This window comes from Streptomyces sp. NBC_01341, assembly GCF_035946055.1.
Taxonomy (GTDB): Bacteria; Actinomycetota; Actinomycetes; order Streptomycetales; family Streptomycetaceae; genus Streptomyces.
The window spans coordinates 7,096,051-7,114,094 of the sequence record NZ_CP108364.1; the positions used below are offsets into that span (position 1 = coordinate 7,096,051).

General features: G+C 72.1%; 14 protein-coding genes. 9 read left to right on the plus strand and 5 right to left on the minus strand.

Annotated features, from left to right (window positions below; all coding sequences use genetic code 11):
- Positions 1 to 14 precede the first annotated feature (14 nt).
- The gene (locus OG206_RS31120; protein WP_327121924.1) at positions 15 to 2,252 is read left to right on the plus strand and encodes a SpoIIE family protein phosphatase; all 2,238 of its coding nucleotides are present in this window, start codon (positions 15 to 17) and stop codon (positions 2,250 to 2,252) included.
- Positions 2,253 to 2,337: 85 nt separating this feature from the next.
- Here OG206_RS31120 and OG206_RS31125 read toward each other — a convergent pair whose 3' ends face one another.
- Both OG206_RS31125 and OG206_RS31130 read right to left on the minus strand, forming a co-directional pair.
- A complete protein-coding gene (locus tag OG206_RS31125) occupies positions 2,338 to 2,598 on the minus strand; it encodes a hypothetical protein (protein ID WP_327122453.1) in 261 nt (86 codons plus the stop codon).
- 581 nt (positions 2,599 to 3,179) lie between these two features.
- A complete protein-coding gene (locus tag OG206_RS31130; protein ID WP_327121925.1) occupies positions 3,180 to 3,590 on the minus strand; it encodes a hypothetical protein in 411 nt (136 codons plus the stop codon).
- A 528-nt stretch (positions 3,591 to 4,118) separates the two neighbouring features.
- Between OG206_RS31130 and OG206_RS31135 the strand changes: the two genes are divergently transcribed.
- On the plus strand, positions 4,119 to 4,541 hold the full coding sequence (locus tag OG206_RS31135; RefSeq protein ID WP_327121926.1) for an organic hydroperoxide resistance protein: 423 nt from the start codon (positions 4,119 to 4,121) through the stop codon (positions 4,539 to 4,541).
- A 251-nt stretch (positions 4,542 to 4,792) separates the two neighbouring features.
- Positions 4,793 to 5,506, plus strand: a complete 714-nt coding sequence (locus OG206_RS31140; protein WP_327121927.1) for a hypothetical protein — start codon at positions 4,793 to 4,795, stop codon at positions 5,504 to 5,506.
- 798 nt (positions 5,507 to 6,304) lie between these two features.
- Here the strand turns inward: OG206_RS31140 and OG206_RS31145 are convergent.
- A complete protein-coding gene (locus OG206_RS31145; protein WP_327121928.1) occupies positions 6,305 to 6,484 on the minus strand; it encodes a hypothetical protein in 180 nt (59 codons plus the stop codon).
- 250 nt (positions 6,485 to 6,734) lie between these two features.
- Entirely contained in the window at positions 6,735 to 7,313 is a 579-nt protein-coding gene (locus OG206_RS31150) for a CGNR zinc finger domain-containing protein (protein ID WP_327121929.1), read from the minus strand.
- Between the two features lie 254 nt (positions 7,314 to 7,567).
- Here OG206_RS31150 and OG206_RS31155 point away from each other — a divergent pair, with 254 nt between their 5' ends.
- The gene (locus OG206_RS31155; RefSeq protein ID WP_442805975.1) at positions 7,568 to 8,446 is read left to right on the plus strand and encodes a Bax inhibitor-1/YccA family protein; all 879 of its coding nucleotides are present in this window, start codon (positions 7,568 to 7,570) and stop codon (positions 8,444 to 8,446) included.
- A gap of 74 nt (positions 8,447 to 8,520) precedes the next feature.
- Here the strand turns inward: OG206_RS31155 and OG206_RS31160 are convergent, their stop codons facing one another.
- Entirely contained in the window at positions 8,521 to 9,528 is a 1,008-nt protein-coding gene (locus OG206_RS31160) for a helix-turn-helix domain-containing protein (RefSeq protein ID WP_327121931.1), read from the minus strand.
- 280 nt (positions 9,529 to 9,808) lie between these two features.
- Between OG206_RS31160 and OG206_RS31165 the strand changes: the two genes are divergently transcribed.
- The 5 genes from OG206_RS31165 (at position 9,809) to OG206_RS31185 (ending at position 18,044) form a co-directional block, all read left to right on the plus strand.
- Complete coding sequence (locus OG206_RS31165) at positions 9,809 to 10,060, plus strand: hypothetical protein (RefSeq protein ID WP_327121932.1); 252 nt, start codon at positions 9,809 to 9,811, stop codon at positions 10,058 to 10,060.
- Positions 10,061 to 10,126: 66 nt separating this feature from the next.
- Positions 10,127 to 12,046, plus strand: coding sequence for a BTAD domain-containing putative transcriptional regulator (locus OG206_RS31170; RefSeq protein ID WP_327121933.1), 1,920 nt, complete (start codon positions 10,127 to 10,129; stop codon positions 12,044 to 12,046).
- Positions 12,047 to 12,218: 172 nt separating this feature from the next.
- Positions 12,219 to 14,459 (plus strand): TOMM precursor leader peptide-binding protein, encoded by a 2,241-nt coding sequence (locus OG206_RS31175; RefSeq protein WP_327121934.1) that lies wholly within the window; start codon positions 12,219 to 12,221, stop codon positions 14,457 to 14,459.
- Positions 14,449 to 16,374, plus strand: coding sequence for a TOMM precursor leader peptide-binding protein (locus OG206_RS31180; protein WP_327121935.1), 1,926 nt, complete (start codon positions 14,449 to 14,451; stop codon positions 16,372 to 16,374). Before OG206_RS31175 ends, OG206_RS31180 begins: the two co-directional genes overlap by 11 nt.
- A 44-nt stretch (positions 16,375 to 16,418) precedes the next feature.
- Entirely contained in the window at positions 16,419 to 18,044 is a 1,626-nt protein-coding gene (locus OG206_RS31185; protein WP_327121936.1) for a nitroreductase family protein, read from the plus strand.

Below are 18,044 nucleotides of genomic sequence, written 5' to 3' on the forward strand. Positions count from 1 at the left end.
CTAGAATTTCCCGCATGGGCAGCCGGTCCTTCGATGGCAGCAGCGCGGGGGTCGGAACGGACCGCCGAGACCACCTTCCGCAGACCGGGAAGAGTGGTCTGGCGGCTGTTCTCAACCGCGCGCTGCAAAGTGCGGTGCACCGGCTGAACGCCGCTACGGCCGTCGTGTACCTCCTCGACGAGGACGGCACCCAACTCCGTACGGCGATGATCGGCGGCAGTCCTCCGTCGGCGTACACCCTTCCCGGGCGGATGCCCCTCGACGCGTCCTATGCCTCCGCCCGTGCGCTGGCTTCCGGGAACGTCGAGGTTCTGGCCGATCCGGATCTGATCGAAGTAGATAACAGCGACGGGGCGCCCTACCCGTACGTCGCCATCTCGGCCCCCCTCACAGCGCCGGGCCACCGCTTCGGCGCCATCACCGTACTCCGGCTCGAGACCTACGGCGGCTGCGCGCAGGCGGATGCCGAGGCGATGCGGGACATCGCAGACGAACTCGCCCTCGACCTCGCGGCGCTCGCGGAGGAGGGCGTCGCCGTCACGCCGGGGCACATGCCCGTGCTCGTGCCGGCGTTCAGCGCACACGCGGAGAACCGCACTCCCGGCTGGGGCATCCCCGACGTCCCGGGATCCGCGGGGATGAGCCTCGTCTACCCGATGCGACGACTCGCCGACATGCTGAACCGGGCCACGACCATGGACCACATCGTCAGGGCGGCCAGATTCTGCGTCATGATCCCCTTCCGCGCCCAGGCTCTGGCCCTCGTCTCGGCCAGGGAGGGACGACTCTGGGTCCTCGGACACACCGGAGACTCGTCGGACATCGCCAGGAACCTGCACGGCGCGGTCCTCGACGACTCGACGCCTGCGGCGAAGTCGGTCCGCGACCGTCCTGTGTTCATCTCCCACCCTTCGGCGGACGAGTCGCAGACGGAGGCCTACCTCCCCCTTCTGGGCAGCAGGCACGCCACGGACCTTCTTCCCGCGGAAGGCGCGGACGTCGTGGGCCTCTGCTGCCTGACGTTCGAGCGGACCCGCGACTTCCCGCCCGAGGAGAGAGCGATCCTGAACATGATGGCCGGGTCGCTGGGCGCGGCGGTGGAACGCGTCGAGCTGGGCAGGCAGCAGCGCGCCGCGGCCGAGACCCTGCAGAGGCAGCTGCTGCCGCCCACTCTCTCCGAACTGGCCAGGCTGACCACCGCAGCGCGCTATCGGCCCGCCGTCGTCACCTCCGAAGCCGGTGGGGACTGGTACGACGTGATCATGCTTTCGGACGACCGGGTGGTACTGGTCGTCGGAGACGTGGAAGGCCATTCCATGGAGAGCGCCGCCGTCATGGGACAGGTCCGCAGCGCACTGGTCGCCTACGTGACCGAAGGCCACCGGCCGGCGGCGGTGATCGACAGGACCGGCAGGTGCCTCACGGCCATGGGCGCGGGTCTGCTGGTCACCTGCTGTGTCGTCGCCCTGGACACGGTCGCGGGCATGGCCGAGGTGGCGCTGGCCGGGCATCCCGAACCCCTGGTGCTGTTGCCCGACGGAAGCACCGACACCCTGCACGCGCCCGCCAACGTGCCGCTCGGCGTCACCGCTGAGGCGGGTTACCTGGGGCGTGAGCACACCCTCGTGCCCGAGTCGATCCTCATGCTGTACTCCGACGGACTGCTCGACTGGAGCGCGGCCGACCCCATGGCCGGCGCGAGAGCGCTGCTCGGCTCGGGCGACCCCGCTGCGCTGCCCGATCTCGAGGAACTGGCCGACCACCTCATCGCCGACACGACGGGACCCCAGTACCGACGCGACGACGCGGTCCTGCTCCTCGCCCGATGCGAACACGTCGACGGTGAGGTGGTGCCGCGGACCGACAGCCTCCGCATCCAGCGTCGCGACCTGCGCGGCGTCAAGACGGCACGCGACTTCGTGGACGACCGGATGCGAGCCTGGGGACTCACCGAAATGGCGGACGGCCTCCAGCTCGTGGTCTCCGAGATCGTGACCAACGCTCTCGTCCACGCCGGCAGCGACGTCGAACTGCGCCTGCGGGTCTTCGCGGAGCGCGTCCGGATCGAGGTACGGGACTCGGCCAGCAACCCGCCCGTCCCCTCGCCGCTGTCACTCTCCGAGGAGGGGCTCTCGCAGGCCGAGCACGGTCGTGGCCTCTTCATCGTCGACGCCTTGACCGAGGGGTGGAAGAGCTTCCCGAACGGCCGGGGCAAGACGGTCTCCCTGGACGTGCTGATCCCGGACAGCTGAGAGTGCAGGGCGCGCCTGCGAGCTGTGCGGCAAGTCCGTTGCCTGGTACGTCGGTTGGCCCAGGTGCGGCCAGGGCCGGGCGATGTCACGCCGGCCGGGCCGGCCCCGCTCCGGGCAGGCCGAGGAGTCGGCGTGCCACCACTTCGACGGGCTCGTCGCGTTCCTTGGCCAGGGCGGTCACCGCCCGGCAGGCGAGTTCGTTGATCCCGAAGGCCAGCGCGTCCGGTGCGACCCACCCAGCCGCCTCGTCGAGACGGTCCGGGTTCTCCTCGACGCTCGCGGTCACATAGATCGCGGCGGCTTCGAAGACGTTGTGCCGCGGCCGGGCCGGGTCCCTCGGGGGCACGGGGACGGGCGGATGGGCGGTGAGGACTCTTCGCAAGGGTGCGAACGCACGACGGGCGGAGATCACGAGCAGCCACCTTCCCCTGACGACGGTCTGCGTGTGACCGCGTTCACCTCAAGTCTTCCACCGGGCCATGGAGTTCGAACGCAATGTACGGGTGGATGCCGCCGCCGACGCGGCGCCGGCATCCACCCGGTTCCGGGTCAGTCCTCAGCCGGGTCGCTGTCCGTCCGACGTCACCGCCCCGGGTGGAGGTAGGCGCGCCGGACCGTCTGACGGATGCCGGCCCCCGTGGCGTCGGTCGCGGCCACCCGCAGCGTGCGTTGATCTGCGCGGTGCTCCGGTCCAGGACCGGGGCCACTTTCGCATCCAGTCACATGCGCGGAGTCGAGGCCACCCGGGCCCCCGGGGCGATCCCGCGGGGGCCGGCGCCGCCCAGAAGCGGCTCAGATCCTTGTCCGCGACGTAGAGCGCGCTGGCGCCGATGCGCGTCAGCCGCTGCGAAGGCGCCGTCGGGTCGTCCATGCCGGCCAGCCGCTTCGCGAGCGTGGCGGCCGACTTGCGGGAGCCGGCGGTCGCCTTCACCAATCGGTGCGTGCGGTGCCGGAGACGATCAGCGGCAGGGCGTCCGCGTGCGCCTCGTCGTAACCCTGGGCGATCAGGGAGGTCACGTCGAACAGGCTGCGGTCCAGGGTTCCGGTGGTCACCAGATCCATGGCGTCGGACGGCAGCACCGAAAGGGAGCCGTCCGTCTCCTGGGTGTGGAAGACGATCCCCTCGCGCCCCGGTCCGGGTTCGACCGCAGCGGTGCGTCGTCCGTCGGGCCCCGGGGTCAGGATCACCCGGTCACCGGTCAGCAGTCGTACGGCAACTGCAGCGCCCCGGCTGCTTGTCTGCGCTTCATCGGTCCCGGACGTGCCGGCCGAGGCTTGAGGTATGGCCCCGATCGTCATCAGCAGTCCTGCCGAGATCGCCGCCGTCAGGCGGTCCATGACATCCGTTCGGTACCTCTCGTCCAAGCCGTGCTCGTGTGGTGTCCATACCTCCTGGGGGCGGGATGGCCACGTCACCGGTTTTCCGAGGTCACAACGGTGACATGTCGCAAGAGCGACATCCGGTGGCATCGGCGGGACGAGGGTGGCGTGACGCGACAGGAGTGCGGAACGGGGTGGCCGGGGTTGTGCGGCACGACGGGTGGAGCGCGGACAACTGTCCACGCCGAACAGGGAGTTCCGCAGCGGGGGCTGGCGGGAACCAGACGAGGACGGCCTAGGAATCCGATGGCGGTTATGTCAGATTCGGGCTGTTTTGATACGAAAGGACCGTGGTGAGGCGACCTGGAGCCTGCCGGCCCGGGTTGGTGTGCCGGCCGGGCGATCCTGCCGTCACCTGTTTGACAGGTGACGGTATTGCTGTGAGGATCAAGTCACCGCTTGAGCGAGTGACGCACGATCCGCGTCCTCGTCCAACGGTCCGCGACGCACGGGATCCGTGTGTCTCCCCTCCGAGAAGGACATCTCATGCCGCACACGTACACCGCCGCTGTGAAGGTCACCGGCGAGGGCCGCAACGGCGGCCACGCCCGATCCGACGACGGTCTGCTGGACACCGGTCTGTCGCTGCCGAAGGAGCTCGGCGGGGCAGGTGGCGCCACCAATCCCGAGCAGCTCTTCGCGGCGGGCTGGTCCGCCTGCTTCCTGGGGGCTGTCCGTCTCGCGGCCGCGGAGGGCAAGATCCGGCTGACCAGCACCGAGATCGACACCAAGATTTCGCTGGACCACGGCGACGACGGTTTCTCCCTTGCCGCCGTCCTCGACCTCACGGTCGGGGGCATCACGCAGGCCGAGGCCGAGGATCTCGCCCACGCCGCTCACCAGATCTGCCCTTACTCCAAGGCGACCCGCGGCAACATACCCGTCACGATCAACGCCTTCGCCGTCTGACCCACAGGGTAACGGCCGGTGCCACGAGCCGCAGGTCCCCCACTCGGCGTCACATCCCGGTGCGGGACCTGCGGGCACGCACGAGCCGACGGGAATGCCTGTCGACCCGTCGGGTCTGTGCCGGCAAAGGATCGCCGGGGGAGGGGTCTCCTCCGGAATTTCAGGCGTGCGTTTCCTGCGTACGAGCCGGAGCACCCGCGGCAGGGGACGGCCGGCCGGGCACGGGCGCGGCCATGACGGAAAGGGAAGCTGTGGCCACCTCGCCATTCCTCCGCGGCAGGGCCTCGGTCCCGCGGAGGGCGGTGGGCCTGACCCACTCGGACGTCCGCACCGCGCTCGAGGACGCGCGTATCGATCACTTCGGTGTGTGCCACGACGAGGCGGCCGACGACGGCGGCCACGGTGCGGCGGTGCTCGCCGAATGGGAACGCATCGAGCAGTTGCTCGCCGGCACCACAGCCGTCTACATGCCCGGTTCCGACCCGCTCGTCCAGGAGGAGCGCGCGGCCGGGCAGCGCCGCCAGGAGGTCGCGCAGTCGGGGCGCGAGGCCCTCCGCCGTACGGCGGACGGTACCGAGGCGACGGCCCGTCAACTCGGCTGCTGCGCAGACGCGGTGGCGAGCGGGACCGGCGACGAGGAGCCCCGGGCACTCGATGCGCGAAGCGGGACCCGCCGACGCGACAGGATCGACGCCTGGCTTGCGCAGGCTCTCGCCGAACACGGTGGCTTCCCCGGCCCCGTGGGCCCGCCCTCACCCGCGAACGCCCGCACGGCACTGCTGTCGGTGCTCGCCCGCACCGGCGCACCGGCAGACGCGTGCGCACTGCCGTTCGTCGAACGCCTCGCAGAGGCCGATGCTGCCGCAGTTGCCGCTCTGGCCGCCTGGCTCGACGGCGCTCTCCCTTCCGATACCGCTGCGCGGGCGGCGGAGACGGTGGAGCGAGGAGGCCACGGGGCGCCGTAAGGCCGTTCCTGGTGGTCGAAGAGGGCGCCGAGGTTGTCACTCAAGTGCCACCGGGCCGGCATCCCGGCCAGAGCTCGACGCGGTCGGCCGATGCCGCCCCGCCCCTGGTTGAGCCCGCCGTACAGAGCGCCGTTGGCCGTGGACGTCCCGCCGTGGCTCCGGCCCGACGCCCATACCTGTGCTGACCGGGCCTCATGCAAACCGCGCAGAACAAGCTGACAGCGACGGTGGGGATCAGCACACTGGGCGCATGCGATACGAGGAGAGGGCGAAGCTCACCGCCGCGAGAGTCCTGGTCCCGGCGGCCGTCCTCATCGCCTCACCGGTGCTCCTGATAGCCGGAACACCGATCCGCCGCCGGTACCTTCGCTACGTCCACCGGGGTGAGGCACCACCGATCTTGGAGAAGGAGCACGGCCGTATCAGTGTCCACTGGTTCGTGGTCACCAGCCCTCTCCTCGATCGCCTCTGCCGGCCCACAGAGTCACTCGCCCGATGCATCTCGCGCCGAGGTCGAACGGCAAGTTCAGAAGACGTGTAGGAAGCACCCGAGTGCCACAGCGCCCGCGGCTGCGATCGAAGTCAGTCTGAGGATGAACGTGCGCATCATCGTGAAGATCTCTTTCGGGGTGTCATGTGTCGTTCCATGAGCGGGGTATCACGCGGGCTGCGCCCCGTGGCGCGGGCTCTGGGGGAGGCGGTGCGCCCGGTGTCCCGGGAGTGCTGACCGGCCGAGTCCGTACACCTCTCGGGTGGTGGGGGCCGGCAGGTGGCGGCACCGCCCGCCGGTGCCCGTGGTTACAGACCGCCCATGCGTATGAGCCACCAGTCCGAGTTGTAGGCACCGCTGTCCGCGTCGTGGGGCGCTGCGGGCCGTTCCTCCACGGTGTCCTCGAGGCGGATGGGGTCCGGCAGCTTCGAAAACCGCAGGGCGCGTCGTAGCTGCGCCGCATCCGTGGACGCGTGTTCCTGCTCCATGACAACGCCTCTCTGTAGGGCTCGCACGCCTGCGCGGAAGGCAGGAAGGCTGTCTGTCCCCGACGGGGATGGCTGCCCCGGCGACCCGGCCGGTCCAGGAGCGGCGTGAGTCGTCACGTGCGGAGGTGTGCGCACACACTCCGCGTCACCTGTTTAATGGGTGACGCAATAGTGGCACCACCTTCCGTCACCGGTCAAGTGGGTGTCGGGATGTGTGTGCGGGCGCCGGCGTGCCGGACGTGAACTCCGGCTATCGCGAGCGTGTGGAGGCCGCCTTCAGAGCGCTCACCCGCTTGCGGGCCCGGTATGCCGCGGCTTTGATCTTGTTGCCGCACGGGTCCATGGCGCACCATTCACGCCGTGATCCCCGGGAGCGGTCGATGTAGACCTGGGAGCACTCGGGATTGCCGCATTCCTTGAGCAGTGCAGCCTCCGGGCCGCCGAGGACCGACACGGTGTCCTGGGCGACGGCGGCGAAGGCCTGCTCGGCGGACGGGTCGACGACATGCCGCCGTCCATCCGGGGTGAGCTGCGGAACGGGTGCGGGCCTACGGGCGTAGTCGTTGACGAGCGTCAGGGCGTCCTGGTCCGGGGTCCTGCCGGACATCTTCGCCAGGATCAGGTGGTAGACGGCTTCTCGGAGTGCCCAGGCCTCGTGGAGGTCTGCCGTCCCGCACGGGATGTCGCGGTCCAGGATGCCGCTCTCGTGGAACCACGCGCCGAGGGTTACGGGGGAGTGCATGTCTTCGCGGGGATCGGGCCGGTGCCGGTAGCGCAGTGTTCCTGCGAAGTCGAGGGCCAGGGCACCTCCTGCGAACGCATGCATCATGTCACCACTCTAAATGGTGACATTTGGGGATGCAAGGATCCGATCGCGGGGTCCGCGGTCGCCGCGCGGCGCGCGGGGGGTCCGCGGTCGCCGCGCGGCGCGCCACTGCCGCCCGGCCCCGCGCCCAAGAACACCCCCGCGCGTCACCGCCTTGACTGGTGACGTTCTGCGTGTGACTGTACAGGAGCGCATGGCGCGACCGCGGATGAACGAGCAGAGAAGGCAGTCGGATGGTGGACACAGGAAGACGATCACTGAAGAGCAGTAATCCGCTCCTCCGGCAGTGGAAGACCTGGGACTACAGCGACGCCGGACCAGGACGTTCAGCGGTCACGGAAAGCCGGATGAGCGTCGCATCGCCGCCGTCGGCCACGATCGACCTCCGCAAGGGCACCCGAGCGGCCTACGGCCCCGGGTTCGGCTCCTCCGCGCAGGACACCGACGGAATCATGACGATGGATGACGTGATCGTCCGTACGGCCATGACGCTCGGGACGGTCGTCCTCGCGGCGGTCCTGTCGTGGGTCCTGCTTCCGGTGGACCAGATGCGGATCGGCACGTCGTACGGAATCGCCGGTGGCGCCGCCCTGGCCGCGTTCACGCTTTCCATGGTGCAGGCCTTCAAGCGCAGGCCGAGCCCGTCCCTGATCCTTGCGTACGCGGCGTTCGAGGGCGTGTTCCTCGGTGTCATCTCCGCCACGGTCTCCACCTACATCGCCCCCGGCGTGGTCATCCAGGCCGTCCTGGGCACGATGGCGGTCTTCGCCGGAGTGCTGATCGCGTACAGACTCGGCTGGATTCGGGTCACCCGTCGCTTCTACGGCTTCGTGGCAGCTGCGGCCCTGGGCTACGCGCTGCTCACGGTCACGAATCTCCTGTTCTCCGCTTTCGGGGATGACGACGGACTCGGCTTCCGCAGTGGCGGTCCCGGCATCGCCTTCGGCGTCGCCGGCGTCGTGCTGGCGGCGACGTTCCTGGCCCTGCACTTCAAGCAGGTCGAGGACGAGGTCGAGCACGGCGTGCCCCGGGGAGATGCCTGGCTCGCGGCCTTCGGGCTCACCCTCACTCTGGTGTGGCTCTACGTGGAACTGCTCAACCTGCTCACCCTGATGCGGGAGGAGGACGTCTTCTGACCGCCGGCTCGCTGCACAGGCGGAGACGCCGGACCCTCCACCCGGCCGAGCGGCGGCAGTTCGTCGAGACCGTCCTACGTCTTCGGCCCGCCCGTGCGCAGGTAGCCCTGCTGTGCCGCGTGAACGCCCGCCTGGAAGCGGCTGCGGGCCTCCAGGTGCCCGAGCAGGCCCGTGGCGATGCGGCGGGCGGTGCGGGGGGACACCCCGAGCCGCTTGGCTATGGCCTCGTCCGTATATCCCCGGGCCAGCAGCCGCAGCGTCTCCTGCTGTTGCCGGGTCAGCGCGTCGTCCTCCTGCTTCTCCTCGCGGCCCAGCGGTTCCGCCCGGTCCCAGACGCTGTCGAACAAGGCTTCCAGGGACGCGATGAGCCCTCGCCCGCTCACCACCAGCGCACCCAGTGAGGAATCCTGGTCGTCCAGCGCCACCAGCGCCAGACGGTGGTCGGCGATGATCATGCGGGTACTCAGTGACGGCGCGGTACGGACCTCGGCGCCCAGCGAGGCGAGCCAGGTCACATGGGCCACCGTGGGGGCGTGGTTGTGGATGCTGTCCAGGTAGACCGTGCGCATCCGCACGCCGCGCCCGAGCAGCCGCTGGTTGAGCGGGCGGGACGCGGTCATGTTCTCCTCGGTCTGCGCTCCACCCGTGGCGAAGGTCTGGATCTCCTCCGCCACCTCCTCGTGCAGCCGGGCCAGGTAGTCCCGTACGTGGTCCACACCGTCCAGGTGCACCACGGGCGGCCCGCCCGTGACAGGGTCCGACGCCGGCAGCCGGCTGAGCAGGTCGGCCACCGCCGCCTCGCCCGCCCGTACCTGCTGTTCGCGGGCGGCAAGTTCGGCCCGCTGGCGGGCCAGGAGCGTCTCCAGTGCGAGCTTCGGATTCACCACATGGACGCGGCGGGGGTCGTCCCCGGCGGCCGGTCGGACGAGCGAGAGATCTGTCAACTCTTCGAGCGCGCGGTAAAACTGCTTCAGCGTCAGATCCAGCCGCCTGCAGTGTTCCGGGGCCGTCGCGTGAGGATGGCAGAGCAGCGCGCGGTACACGGCCTCTGCCGTGGCGTCCAGACCCAAGGGGCCGAGCATCGTCCCTCCTTGCCAGGAGACAGGCGCCTCCGGGGGGTTGTCGCCGCAGGTCACGATGGATTCTCTTCGACTCTCCGATGATGCTTCGGCAGAGATCATGGCACGGGCGCGCCCCTTCGGGCAGGGGGCCTTCGCGCCAATGCGGCCGGGGCCGCGAGGGCTGGACGGAAGGGGCCATGGCCTCATCGGTCCACGGGCCCGACCTTCACCGTTGCATCACTTCATACAAAACTCGCCATGCTGCAGACCGCTTCCCACAGACAGTCGGAAGGCTCCTCATATGACTCGCCTCCACCGCGCTTCCTGTCCGGGACTCAGAACCTTCGTCCTCGCCGGGTTCGCCGTCGCCGTCCTCGCCGTTCCGGCCCAGGCCGCGGCCGGAGCTCCGGCCACCCCTCCCACCGCCACCGGGACTGCCTCCGCCCCCGTCGCGAGGTCCCTGCCCGGCGGCGCCTCCGACCACGTCCGGCCCCCGGCCCCTCCCGGGCCGCCGGTGCACGGCCGGGGCCGGCACGACTTCGGCTGGCAGTAGGCCGGGAGGCTCCGGCACCGTGCGGGCCATGCGGCCGAGGCGAGGTACGAAGGGGAGGCGTCGAGAGTGCGATTCCAACTGCTCGGGCCATTGAGCATCACCGACGGGCGGGAAGTCGTGGTCCTGCCGCCCTCCAAGCCGACCGCGCTGCTGGCCGCGCTGCTCATCCGCCCGGGCTCCGTGGTCTCCACCGAGCACCTGCGCGGGGTCGTCTGGGGTGAGGAACAGCCGGCCACCGCCAAGGCCGCGCTGCAGAGCTGTGTCCTCAGGCTCCGCCGGATCTTCGCCAAGTACGGCATCGAGGACCAGGCGGTCGTGGCGGTGGCCGGCGGTTACCGCATGAGAGCCGACGCCGAGACCCTCGACCTGCTGCACTTCCGGCAGCTCGTGGACCGGGCAGGCACCTCAGGAGACGAGTCCGAGCTCTACACCCTGCGCCAGGCACTCGCGCTGTGGCGGGGCCCGCTGCTCGCCAACGTGCCCTCCGACCTGCTGCACCGCGACGAGGTGCCCCGGCTCGCGGAGGAGCGGCTACGGGTGCTGGAGCGGGTCTGCGACATCGAACTGGATCATGGTCGTTGCCGCGAGACACTCGTTGATCTTTGGGAGGTTACGCGCGTATACCCGGGCCACGAGCGGTTCGCCGAGCAGCTCATGCTGGCGCTCTACCGCACCGGCCGGCAGAGCGAGGCGCTGGCGGAGTGCCGCCGTATCAAGGGGTATCTGCGGGACGAACTCGGTGTCGGCCCGCGGGCCGGCCTCCAGCGGCTCGAACTCGCGATCCTGCGTGGCGAAGATCTCGGCAGCGTCGATGCCGGCCGTGCGCCGGATTCGCTCGCACCGGACTCCCGGACCGGCGGTCCCGCGTCCGGCGGTCCGACGTCAGGGGGAGACGCGGGCGTCCACACCGTGGAGGCGGGCCGCCCCGACGAGCGGACCGACGACGCTGCGACCGCGCCCGCACCGCTGCCCACAGTGCCCTTCTTCACCGGCCGCGAGCGTGAAGTCCACTTGCTCGCACACTTGTTGACGTCCAATCAGGAGCCACTGGAGCGCCCGCCCTTCGCGGTGCTCTCCGGGGCGCCCGGCATCGGCAAGACCGCGCTCGCCCTGCACACCGCCCACACGGTCGCCGCCCACTACCCCGGCGGCTGTGTCCTGCTCCCGCTCACCCGTCCCGACGGCACCCCGAAGCCCGTGCGCGAGGCCACCGACCACCTGCGCGGGTCGCTCGCCGCAGCGGCCGCCGGGCACGGCCGGACCCTGCTGATCCTGGACGACGTCGTCCACCCCGACCAGGTACGCGCGTTGCTGACCGCCAACGCGGGGGGCGCCGCCATCGTCACCAGCCGGATGGGCCTCGCCGCACTCGTCGCCACGCACGGCGGCACCGTGCACCGGCTGGGCGCCCTCGAACCGGGGGAGTCCTTCGCTCTGCTCACCGCCGTACTCGGTCGTGAGCGGGTCGAGACCGAGCCCTCGGCCGCCCGTCTGCTGGCCTCCGTCTGCGGGCACCACCCGCTGGCCCTGCGCATTGCCGCCGCCCGCCTGCTCACCCGGCCCCGGTTGCCCCTGGCCGACTGCGCGGACTGGCTGCGCCGCGACCTGCCCGCCCGGCTCACCCTGGCGGACGACCCGCGCATGTCGGTGCCGCTGACCCTGGACGAGGCGCTGGAACGGCTCCCCCCGGCGCTGGCCGAGGCGCATCTGCGGCTCGGGGCCGGAGCGCACGGTCCGCTGACCGCCCTCGGGGCAGCCGATGTCCTCGGCATCCCGGAGGACAGGGCGGAGGAGGTGATGGAGCGGCTCCTCGACGCCGGCCTCCTGGAGGAGGGCCGGCCGGGGGCCTTCTGGATGCACGACCTGCTCCGGGCGCATGCCCGGCGAGCCACGGCACCCGGCACAAGCGACGCGCCGACGGCCCTGGTGCGCCCGCCCCGGCGTGCGGAGATCCCCTCGGTGGGCAGCACCGCCGCGCTGCGTTGACGCGGCCCGACCTCTGTCCGGCTCCGGCCGGCCCGACGAACACCCCGCGCCACTCCCCACGTCACGAGCCCCGTCCCCCGCCGAGCGCCCGAGATCCGCGCGCTCGGCACGACAACCGCAAAGGTCCTGACCCCGGACCGCCCCGCCCCCGAACAAGAGGTGTGACGCACGCATGGCAACCACAACGCCGTACGCACAGACCGCCGGTACCCGGCCGCGAGTCCGGCGCGACGTCCTGTTCACCGAGACGCCCGACGGGGTGATCTTCCACAACGCGGACGGCGGTTTCCAGCTCACCGCCAAGTCCGGTTACCGGTTCGCCACCCTCCTGGTGCCGCATCTGGACGGCAGCAGAAGCGTGGAGGAGATCTGCCAGGGCTTCGGGGAGCGCCAGAAGGCGATGGTGGGCGAACTCGTCGCGGCGCTCTACGCGCGTGGCTTCGCGCGTCCGGTGCCGCCTCCCGCCGAGGAGCCGGCCGGCGCCCCCGCCGTTCCCCGGGCCGTCACCTCCCGCTTCGCCGAGCAGATCGGCTACATCGACCATTACGCCGACGACGCAGGCACCCGGTTCGCCCGCTACCGCGCCACCCGGGTCGCGGTCCTGGGCGAGGGCCCGGTGGCCCGCTGGTGCGTGCTGTCCCTGATACGCAACGGCTGTGCCGCCGTGGCCGTCACCCACGCACTGCTGGACGGCTCCGGGGGCGCCCCGTCGGAGGAGTTCGCGACGGTCCTCGGTGAAGCGGCCGAACTCGCCGACCAGGGCTGTCCCGTGGAGCTGGCGGCCCTGCCGGACACCACGGCCGGGCCGGCAGGCTGGGCGGCGTACGAGGGGTACGACGTCGTGGTGGCCGCCGCCGGACCCGGCGTACCCGCGACCGTGCTCGCCCTGCTGCGGGAAGGCGTCCCCGAGGGCCGGACGCTGCTGCCCGCCTGGACGTTCGGGCCCCGGGCCGTGGTCGGCCCGGTGATGACGGCCGGGTCGACGGGCTGCTGGGCGTGCGCCGCCCTGCGCCTCGGCGCCCCCGGCACTCCTGCCGAGGCCGCCGATCTGTGGAGCGGGCTCGCCCTCGGCACCGGTACGCCGGGAGCCCAGCCGGCGGGACCGCTCGCGGCGATGCTCGGCAATCTGCTGGGCTACGAGGTCTTCCGCCTGATCACCGAGGCGCTCCCGCCCGAGACCCGCAACAAGCTGCTCATCCAGGACATGGCGTCGTTCGACGTCGCCTCGGAGCCGCTGCTGCCGCATCCCCGCTGCCCGTTCTGTGCCCCCGTCGCGAACTCCCCGGAGCCGGTCGACCTGTCCTCCGCCCCGGCGCGCCCGGCCTTCCTGCCGACCGTCGCCACCGCTCCGGACGACGACGCCGCCCAGGGCCCGCTGGCCGAGCTGGAGCGCCGCTCCGCGCTGGTCCGCCCGCACACAGGGGTCTTCACCCACTACGCGGACGAGCCCCTGACCCAGACACCGTTGAAGGTCGGCGCCGTCGCCGTCGGCCTGGGCCCGCACGGCCTGCGCACTGTCACCGCCTTCGACGTCCACCACACCGCCGGAGCCAGGCTGCGCGCGCTGAACGCCGCGGCGGCCGTCTACGCCGAGCACGTGGTGCCGGCGGCGCCCGCTCTGGACGACACGGTGCCCGCCGTGGACCCGGCGGCCCTCACCACCGCCTCCGGCACCGGCTTCGGCGCCCCCACGGCCTGGACCTCCGCCACCTCGCTCGTCACCAAGGAGCAGGTGCGGGTGCCCGCCGGGGCTGTGCGCCCCTTGGGCCGCGACAACGCCGACCGGCGCTTCGAACCCACCCGGGCGGGCGCGGGGGCCGGGGCCGACCTGCCGGAGGCGGCCGCCTGCGGGCTGCTCTCCGCGCTCGCCCATGACGCACTGGGCCGGGCCGTCAGGCAGGCGGGGGAGGTGGCCGTGATTCCGCACGAGGCGCTCGGCAACGACCCCGAGGTGAGGTTCCTCCTCCGTTCCGCCGCCCACATGGGGCCGGCCGTGGAACTGCTCGACCTCGGCGAAACGGGCCACTCGGGCGCCCACGTCGTCCTGGCCCGGACCACGGGACCTGCCCGCTGGGCCGTCGGTGCCGCTCTGGACCGCGCGGGCGCCGTCGTCGATGCCGTCCGGGACCTCCTCGGCGAGGCGCAGTACGCGGCCGACCCCGAGGGCGGGGCCGGCACCGCACCCGACACGGGTGACCCCCTGCTGCCCGACCTGGACGCGGCCCTGATCGCGGTCACCCGCTCCGAGCCGGAGCCGCCCGGCCCTGCCACGGACTGGACCCGCGTCCTGGACCGCTTGCGGGCCGCCGGCCGCGACGCCCTGGTCGTACCCACGCACGCTGCCGACCTGCCCACCGCCGGCATCTTCACCGTGCGCGTCCTGCTCACCCGGGCTGTCACCGATGCGGGCTGACACCTCCGCGCCGGCGGAGACCCCCGGGCGCCCCGGAACCACCGCGCGGGCCGGGTCCGCGCGCCGCTTCGCCGAAGCTCTGAACGGCGCCCTCCGCGAGGTCGCTCCCACCGCGCCCCCGGTGACGGTGGTTCCGCTCGGCGTCCGCGACGCGTACACCGCGCAGGACGCCGCCCCGGCGCAACGCGGAGCCGTGCCCGTCCACCTGTACGGACGGCAGGTGCTGGTCGGGCCCCGGCCCAGCGACGGCCGGGCGGCCGGCTGCGGGACGTGTCTGGCCCGCCGATGGCAGGGCGTGCGCTCGGTGCCGCTGCGTGAAGGTCTCGAACTGCGCGCCGGCACACGGTCGGTTGGCGAGTGGCCGTACGCCACGCCCTTCGCCGCGGCCGCCGTGGCCGCGCTCCTGGCCGGCCTCGCCTGCGCGGATCCGGACCCGGGGCCGTACCCCACGGTGTATCTGGTGGACCTGGACGGCATGACCGTACGCAGTCACCCCCTGGTGCCCGACCCGGAGTGCCCCGACTGCGGGACGCCCCGACCGGACACCGCCGAGGGCGCCGTCCACGCCCCCCAGGCATCGCCCAAGTACCGTCCCGGCACCTTCCGGGTGCGGCGGATCGAGGACTACCGGCTGCCCCTCGACGCCTACGCCAATCCGCACTGGGGCGCGCTCGGCCCGTCCGTCATCTGCGACGTGGCCTCCACCACCACCTCCGCGACCGTCGGCTGCTTCTCCACCCGCTCCGGGGAGTACCTGCGCGAAACCTTCTGGGGCGGCCACGCGGGCACCTTCGCGCACAGTCAGCGCATCGGTGTCCTGGAGGGGCTGGAGCGCTACGCCGGGATGCGTGCCCGGGCGAAGACCACCCGGCTCACCGCGTCGCTGGACGACCTCGGTCCCGACGCCGTCGACCCCCGCGAAACCGGGCTGTACTCCCAGGAGTTCCACCGCGCCAACCCCCGGGTGCGCCCCTTCACCCCGGACCGGGAGATCCCCTGGGTGTGGGGCTGGTCCCTGCGGGACGCCAAGCCGCGCCCCGTCCCCGAGATCCTGGCCTACTACCACGCCCCAGGGCTGGAGAACCGCTTCGTCCAGGAGAGCTCCAACGGCTGTGCCTCCGGCGGCAGCACCGAGGAGGCGGCCTACTTCGGACTGATGGAGGTCGTGGAGCGCGACGCCTTCCTGCTCGCCTGGTACGGGCAGGTGCCGCTCCGGGAGATCGACCCCGTGACCAGCGCCCGCCCCGCCACCCGGCACATGGTGGACCGGCTCGCCATGTACGGCTACCGGGCCCGTTTCTTCGACACCCGGATCAGCTTCCCCGTGCCTGTCGTCACCGCCGTCGCCGAGCGATTCGACGGGGGAGTGGGCCGCATGTGCTTCGGGGCCGGTGCGGGGCTCGACCCGGAGTCCGCGCTGGACTCCGCGCTCTGCGAGATAGCGACCGACTCGGTGAACCTGGTCGGCCGCACCCGGCGCGACGAGTCCAGGCTGCGCGCCATGGCAGCCGACTTCGACCGGTTCACCACCCTGCACGACCACCCGCTCGCCTACGGTGTCCCGGAGATGGGGCGGCACGCGGACTTCCTGCTGCGCCAGGAAGCCCCGCAACCCGCGCTCGCCGTCGCGGACCTGGCGTGGCCGGACGCCGGCGGCGCCCCCGCCTCCACGGACCTGCGCGAGGACCTGCTGCGTGCGGTCGGCGCCGTCACCGCCGCCGGGTACGACGTCGTCGTGGTCGACCAGACCCTGCCCGAGCAGCGCGCGGTCGGGCTGCACACGGTGAAGGTCCTGGTGCCGGGCCTCGTCCCCATCGACTTCGGCTGGTCCCGTCAGCGCGCCCGGCGCATGCCCCGGATACGCACCGTCCTCGGGGCCGCCGGCCTCAATCCCGCACCGCACCCGTTCCCGTGACGGCCCGTCCGTACCGCACGCCGATTCGAAAGGGGGCCGGCCCCATGGGCTACGCCCACGAGTACGCCGACGCCGTCCTGCACCGGGGCCGCGTCCCGATGGAACCCGCGGACTTCGTGCCCAACTGGTCCGACGGGCCGCGCAAAGGCAAGTTCTACCCCGGCGTGAGACCCTGCGCCCTGCCCGACGGCGACGGTCTCCCCGACGTTCCCGTGGCCCGCGGCCTCCTCCCGGCCCTCGTGCCCGCGCCGGATCCCGCCATGGCTCCCGACCCGGCGGGGTTCACGCTGCCGCTGCTCTCCGCCATGCTCAAGGACTCGTACGGGCTGACCGGCCGCCGCCTCGGCATCCAGGCCAACAGCGACCTGTCCGGTCTGCCCTTCTACACCCACGCCAACTGGTCGCGGGGCACGGCGGGCGGTGGCGGCCTCTACCCGGTCAGCATCTACTGGGCGGCCGGCCCGTCCGGCCCGCTGACTCCCGGCATCCACTACTACGACGTCCAGCGGCACGCCGTGCAACGGCTGCTGACCGGTGACGTCTCGGCGCGGATCCGTGAGGCGCTCGGCCCGGACGCGCCCGCCGGCGCGCTGGAGACCGACCAGTACCTGATCCTCGGCGTCAAGTACTGGCAGAACACGTTCAAGTACAACAGCTTCTCCTACCACGTGGTCTCCACCGACCTCGGCACACTCGTCCAGACCTGGCGGATCTGGGCAGGCGCCCGAGGGCTGCGGACCGCGCCGGTCCTGTGGTTCGACGAGTCCCGGCTGAACGGCCTGCTCGGGACCGCGGGGGAGGAGGAGGCCGTCTTCGCCGTCGTCCCGCTGCGCTGGGCGACTCCGTCAGGACCGGCGGCGACGGTCGCGGTCCCCGGGCCCGACCCCGCCGTGCGGCACCGGGACGTGGAACGGTCACGGGCCGTCCTGGACTTCCCGACCGTGCGGGCCATGCACACCGCGACCACCACCCACGCGGCAGACCGCCCCGCACCCGGCATGCTCGCCCCGGCCGCCGCCCTCCCCGTGCCCGCCGGGGGCACCCGTGTCTCCCTGCCCGCCGCGGCCTTCCCCGGCGTACCCGTACGCCGGACCCTGCGCGGGCGGCGCAGCAGCTTCGGCCGCTTCGACGCCGGCCGGCCGCTCACCCCGGCCCAGCTCTCGGCCGTCCTCGCGGCTTGCGCGGCGACCTCGCTGGAGAGCGACGCCGACCCCGACGGCGCTGTGCGGCAGGCGCGGCTCTACGCCTTCGTGAACCATGTGGAGGGCATCGAGCCGGGCGCGTACGCCTACGACCCGGACACGGGCGAACTGCGCCTCGTCGAAGCCGGCCACCAGGGGGCCTTCCTCCAGGAGAACTACTTCCTGGCCAACTACAACCTGGAGCAGGCGGGTGCCGTGCTCGTGCCCACCGTCCGGACCACCGCCGTCCTGGACGCGGTGGGGGACCGCGGCTACCGGCTCGCCGTCGGCACGGCGGGCGCGGTGGCCCAGACGTTCTACGTGGCCGCAGCCGCCCTCGGGATCGGTGCGGGCGTCGCGCTGGGCTTCGACAACATCTCCTTCATCGAGAAGCTCGGCCTGGCCGGGGGCGACGAAGCACCCCTGCTGATCATGCCCCTCGGAAACGAACGGCCCCGGCCCGCCGACTTCCGCCACGAGATCGCCTGA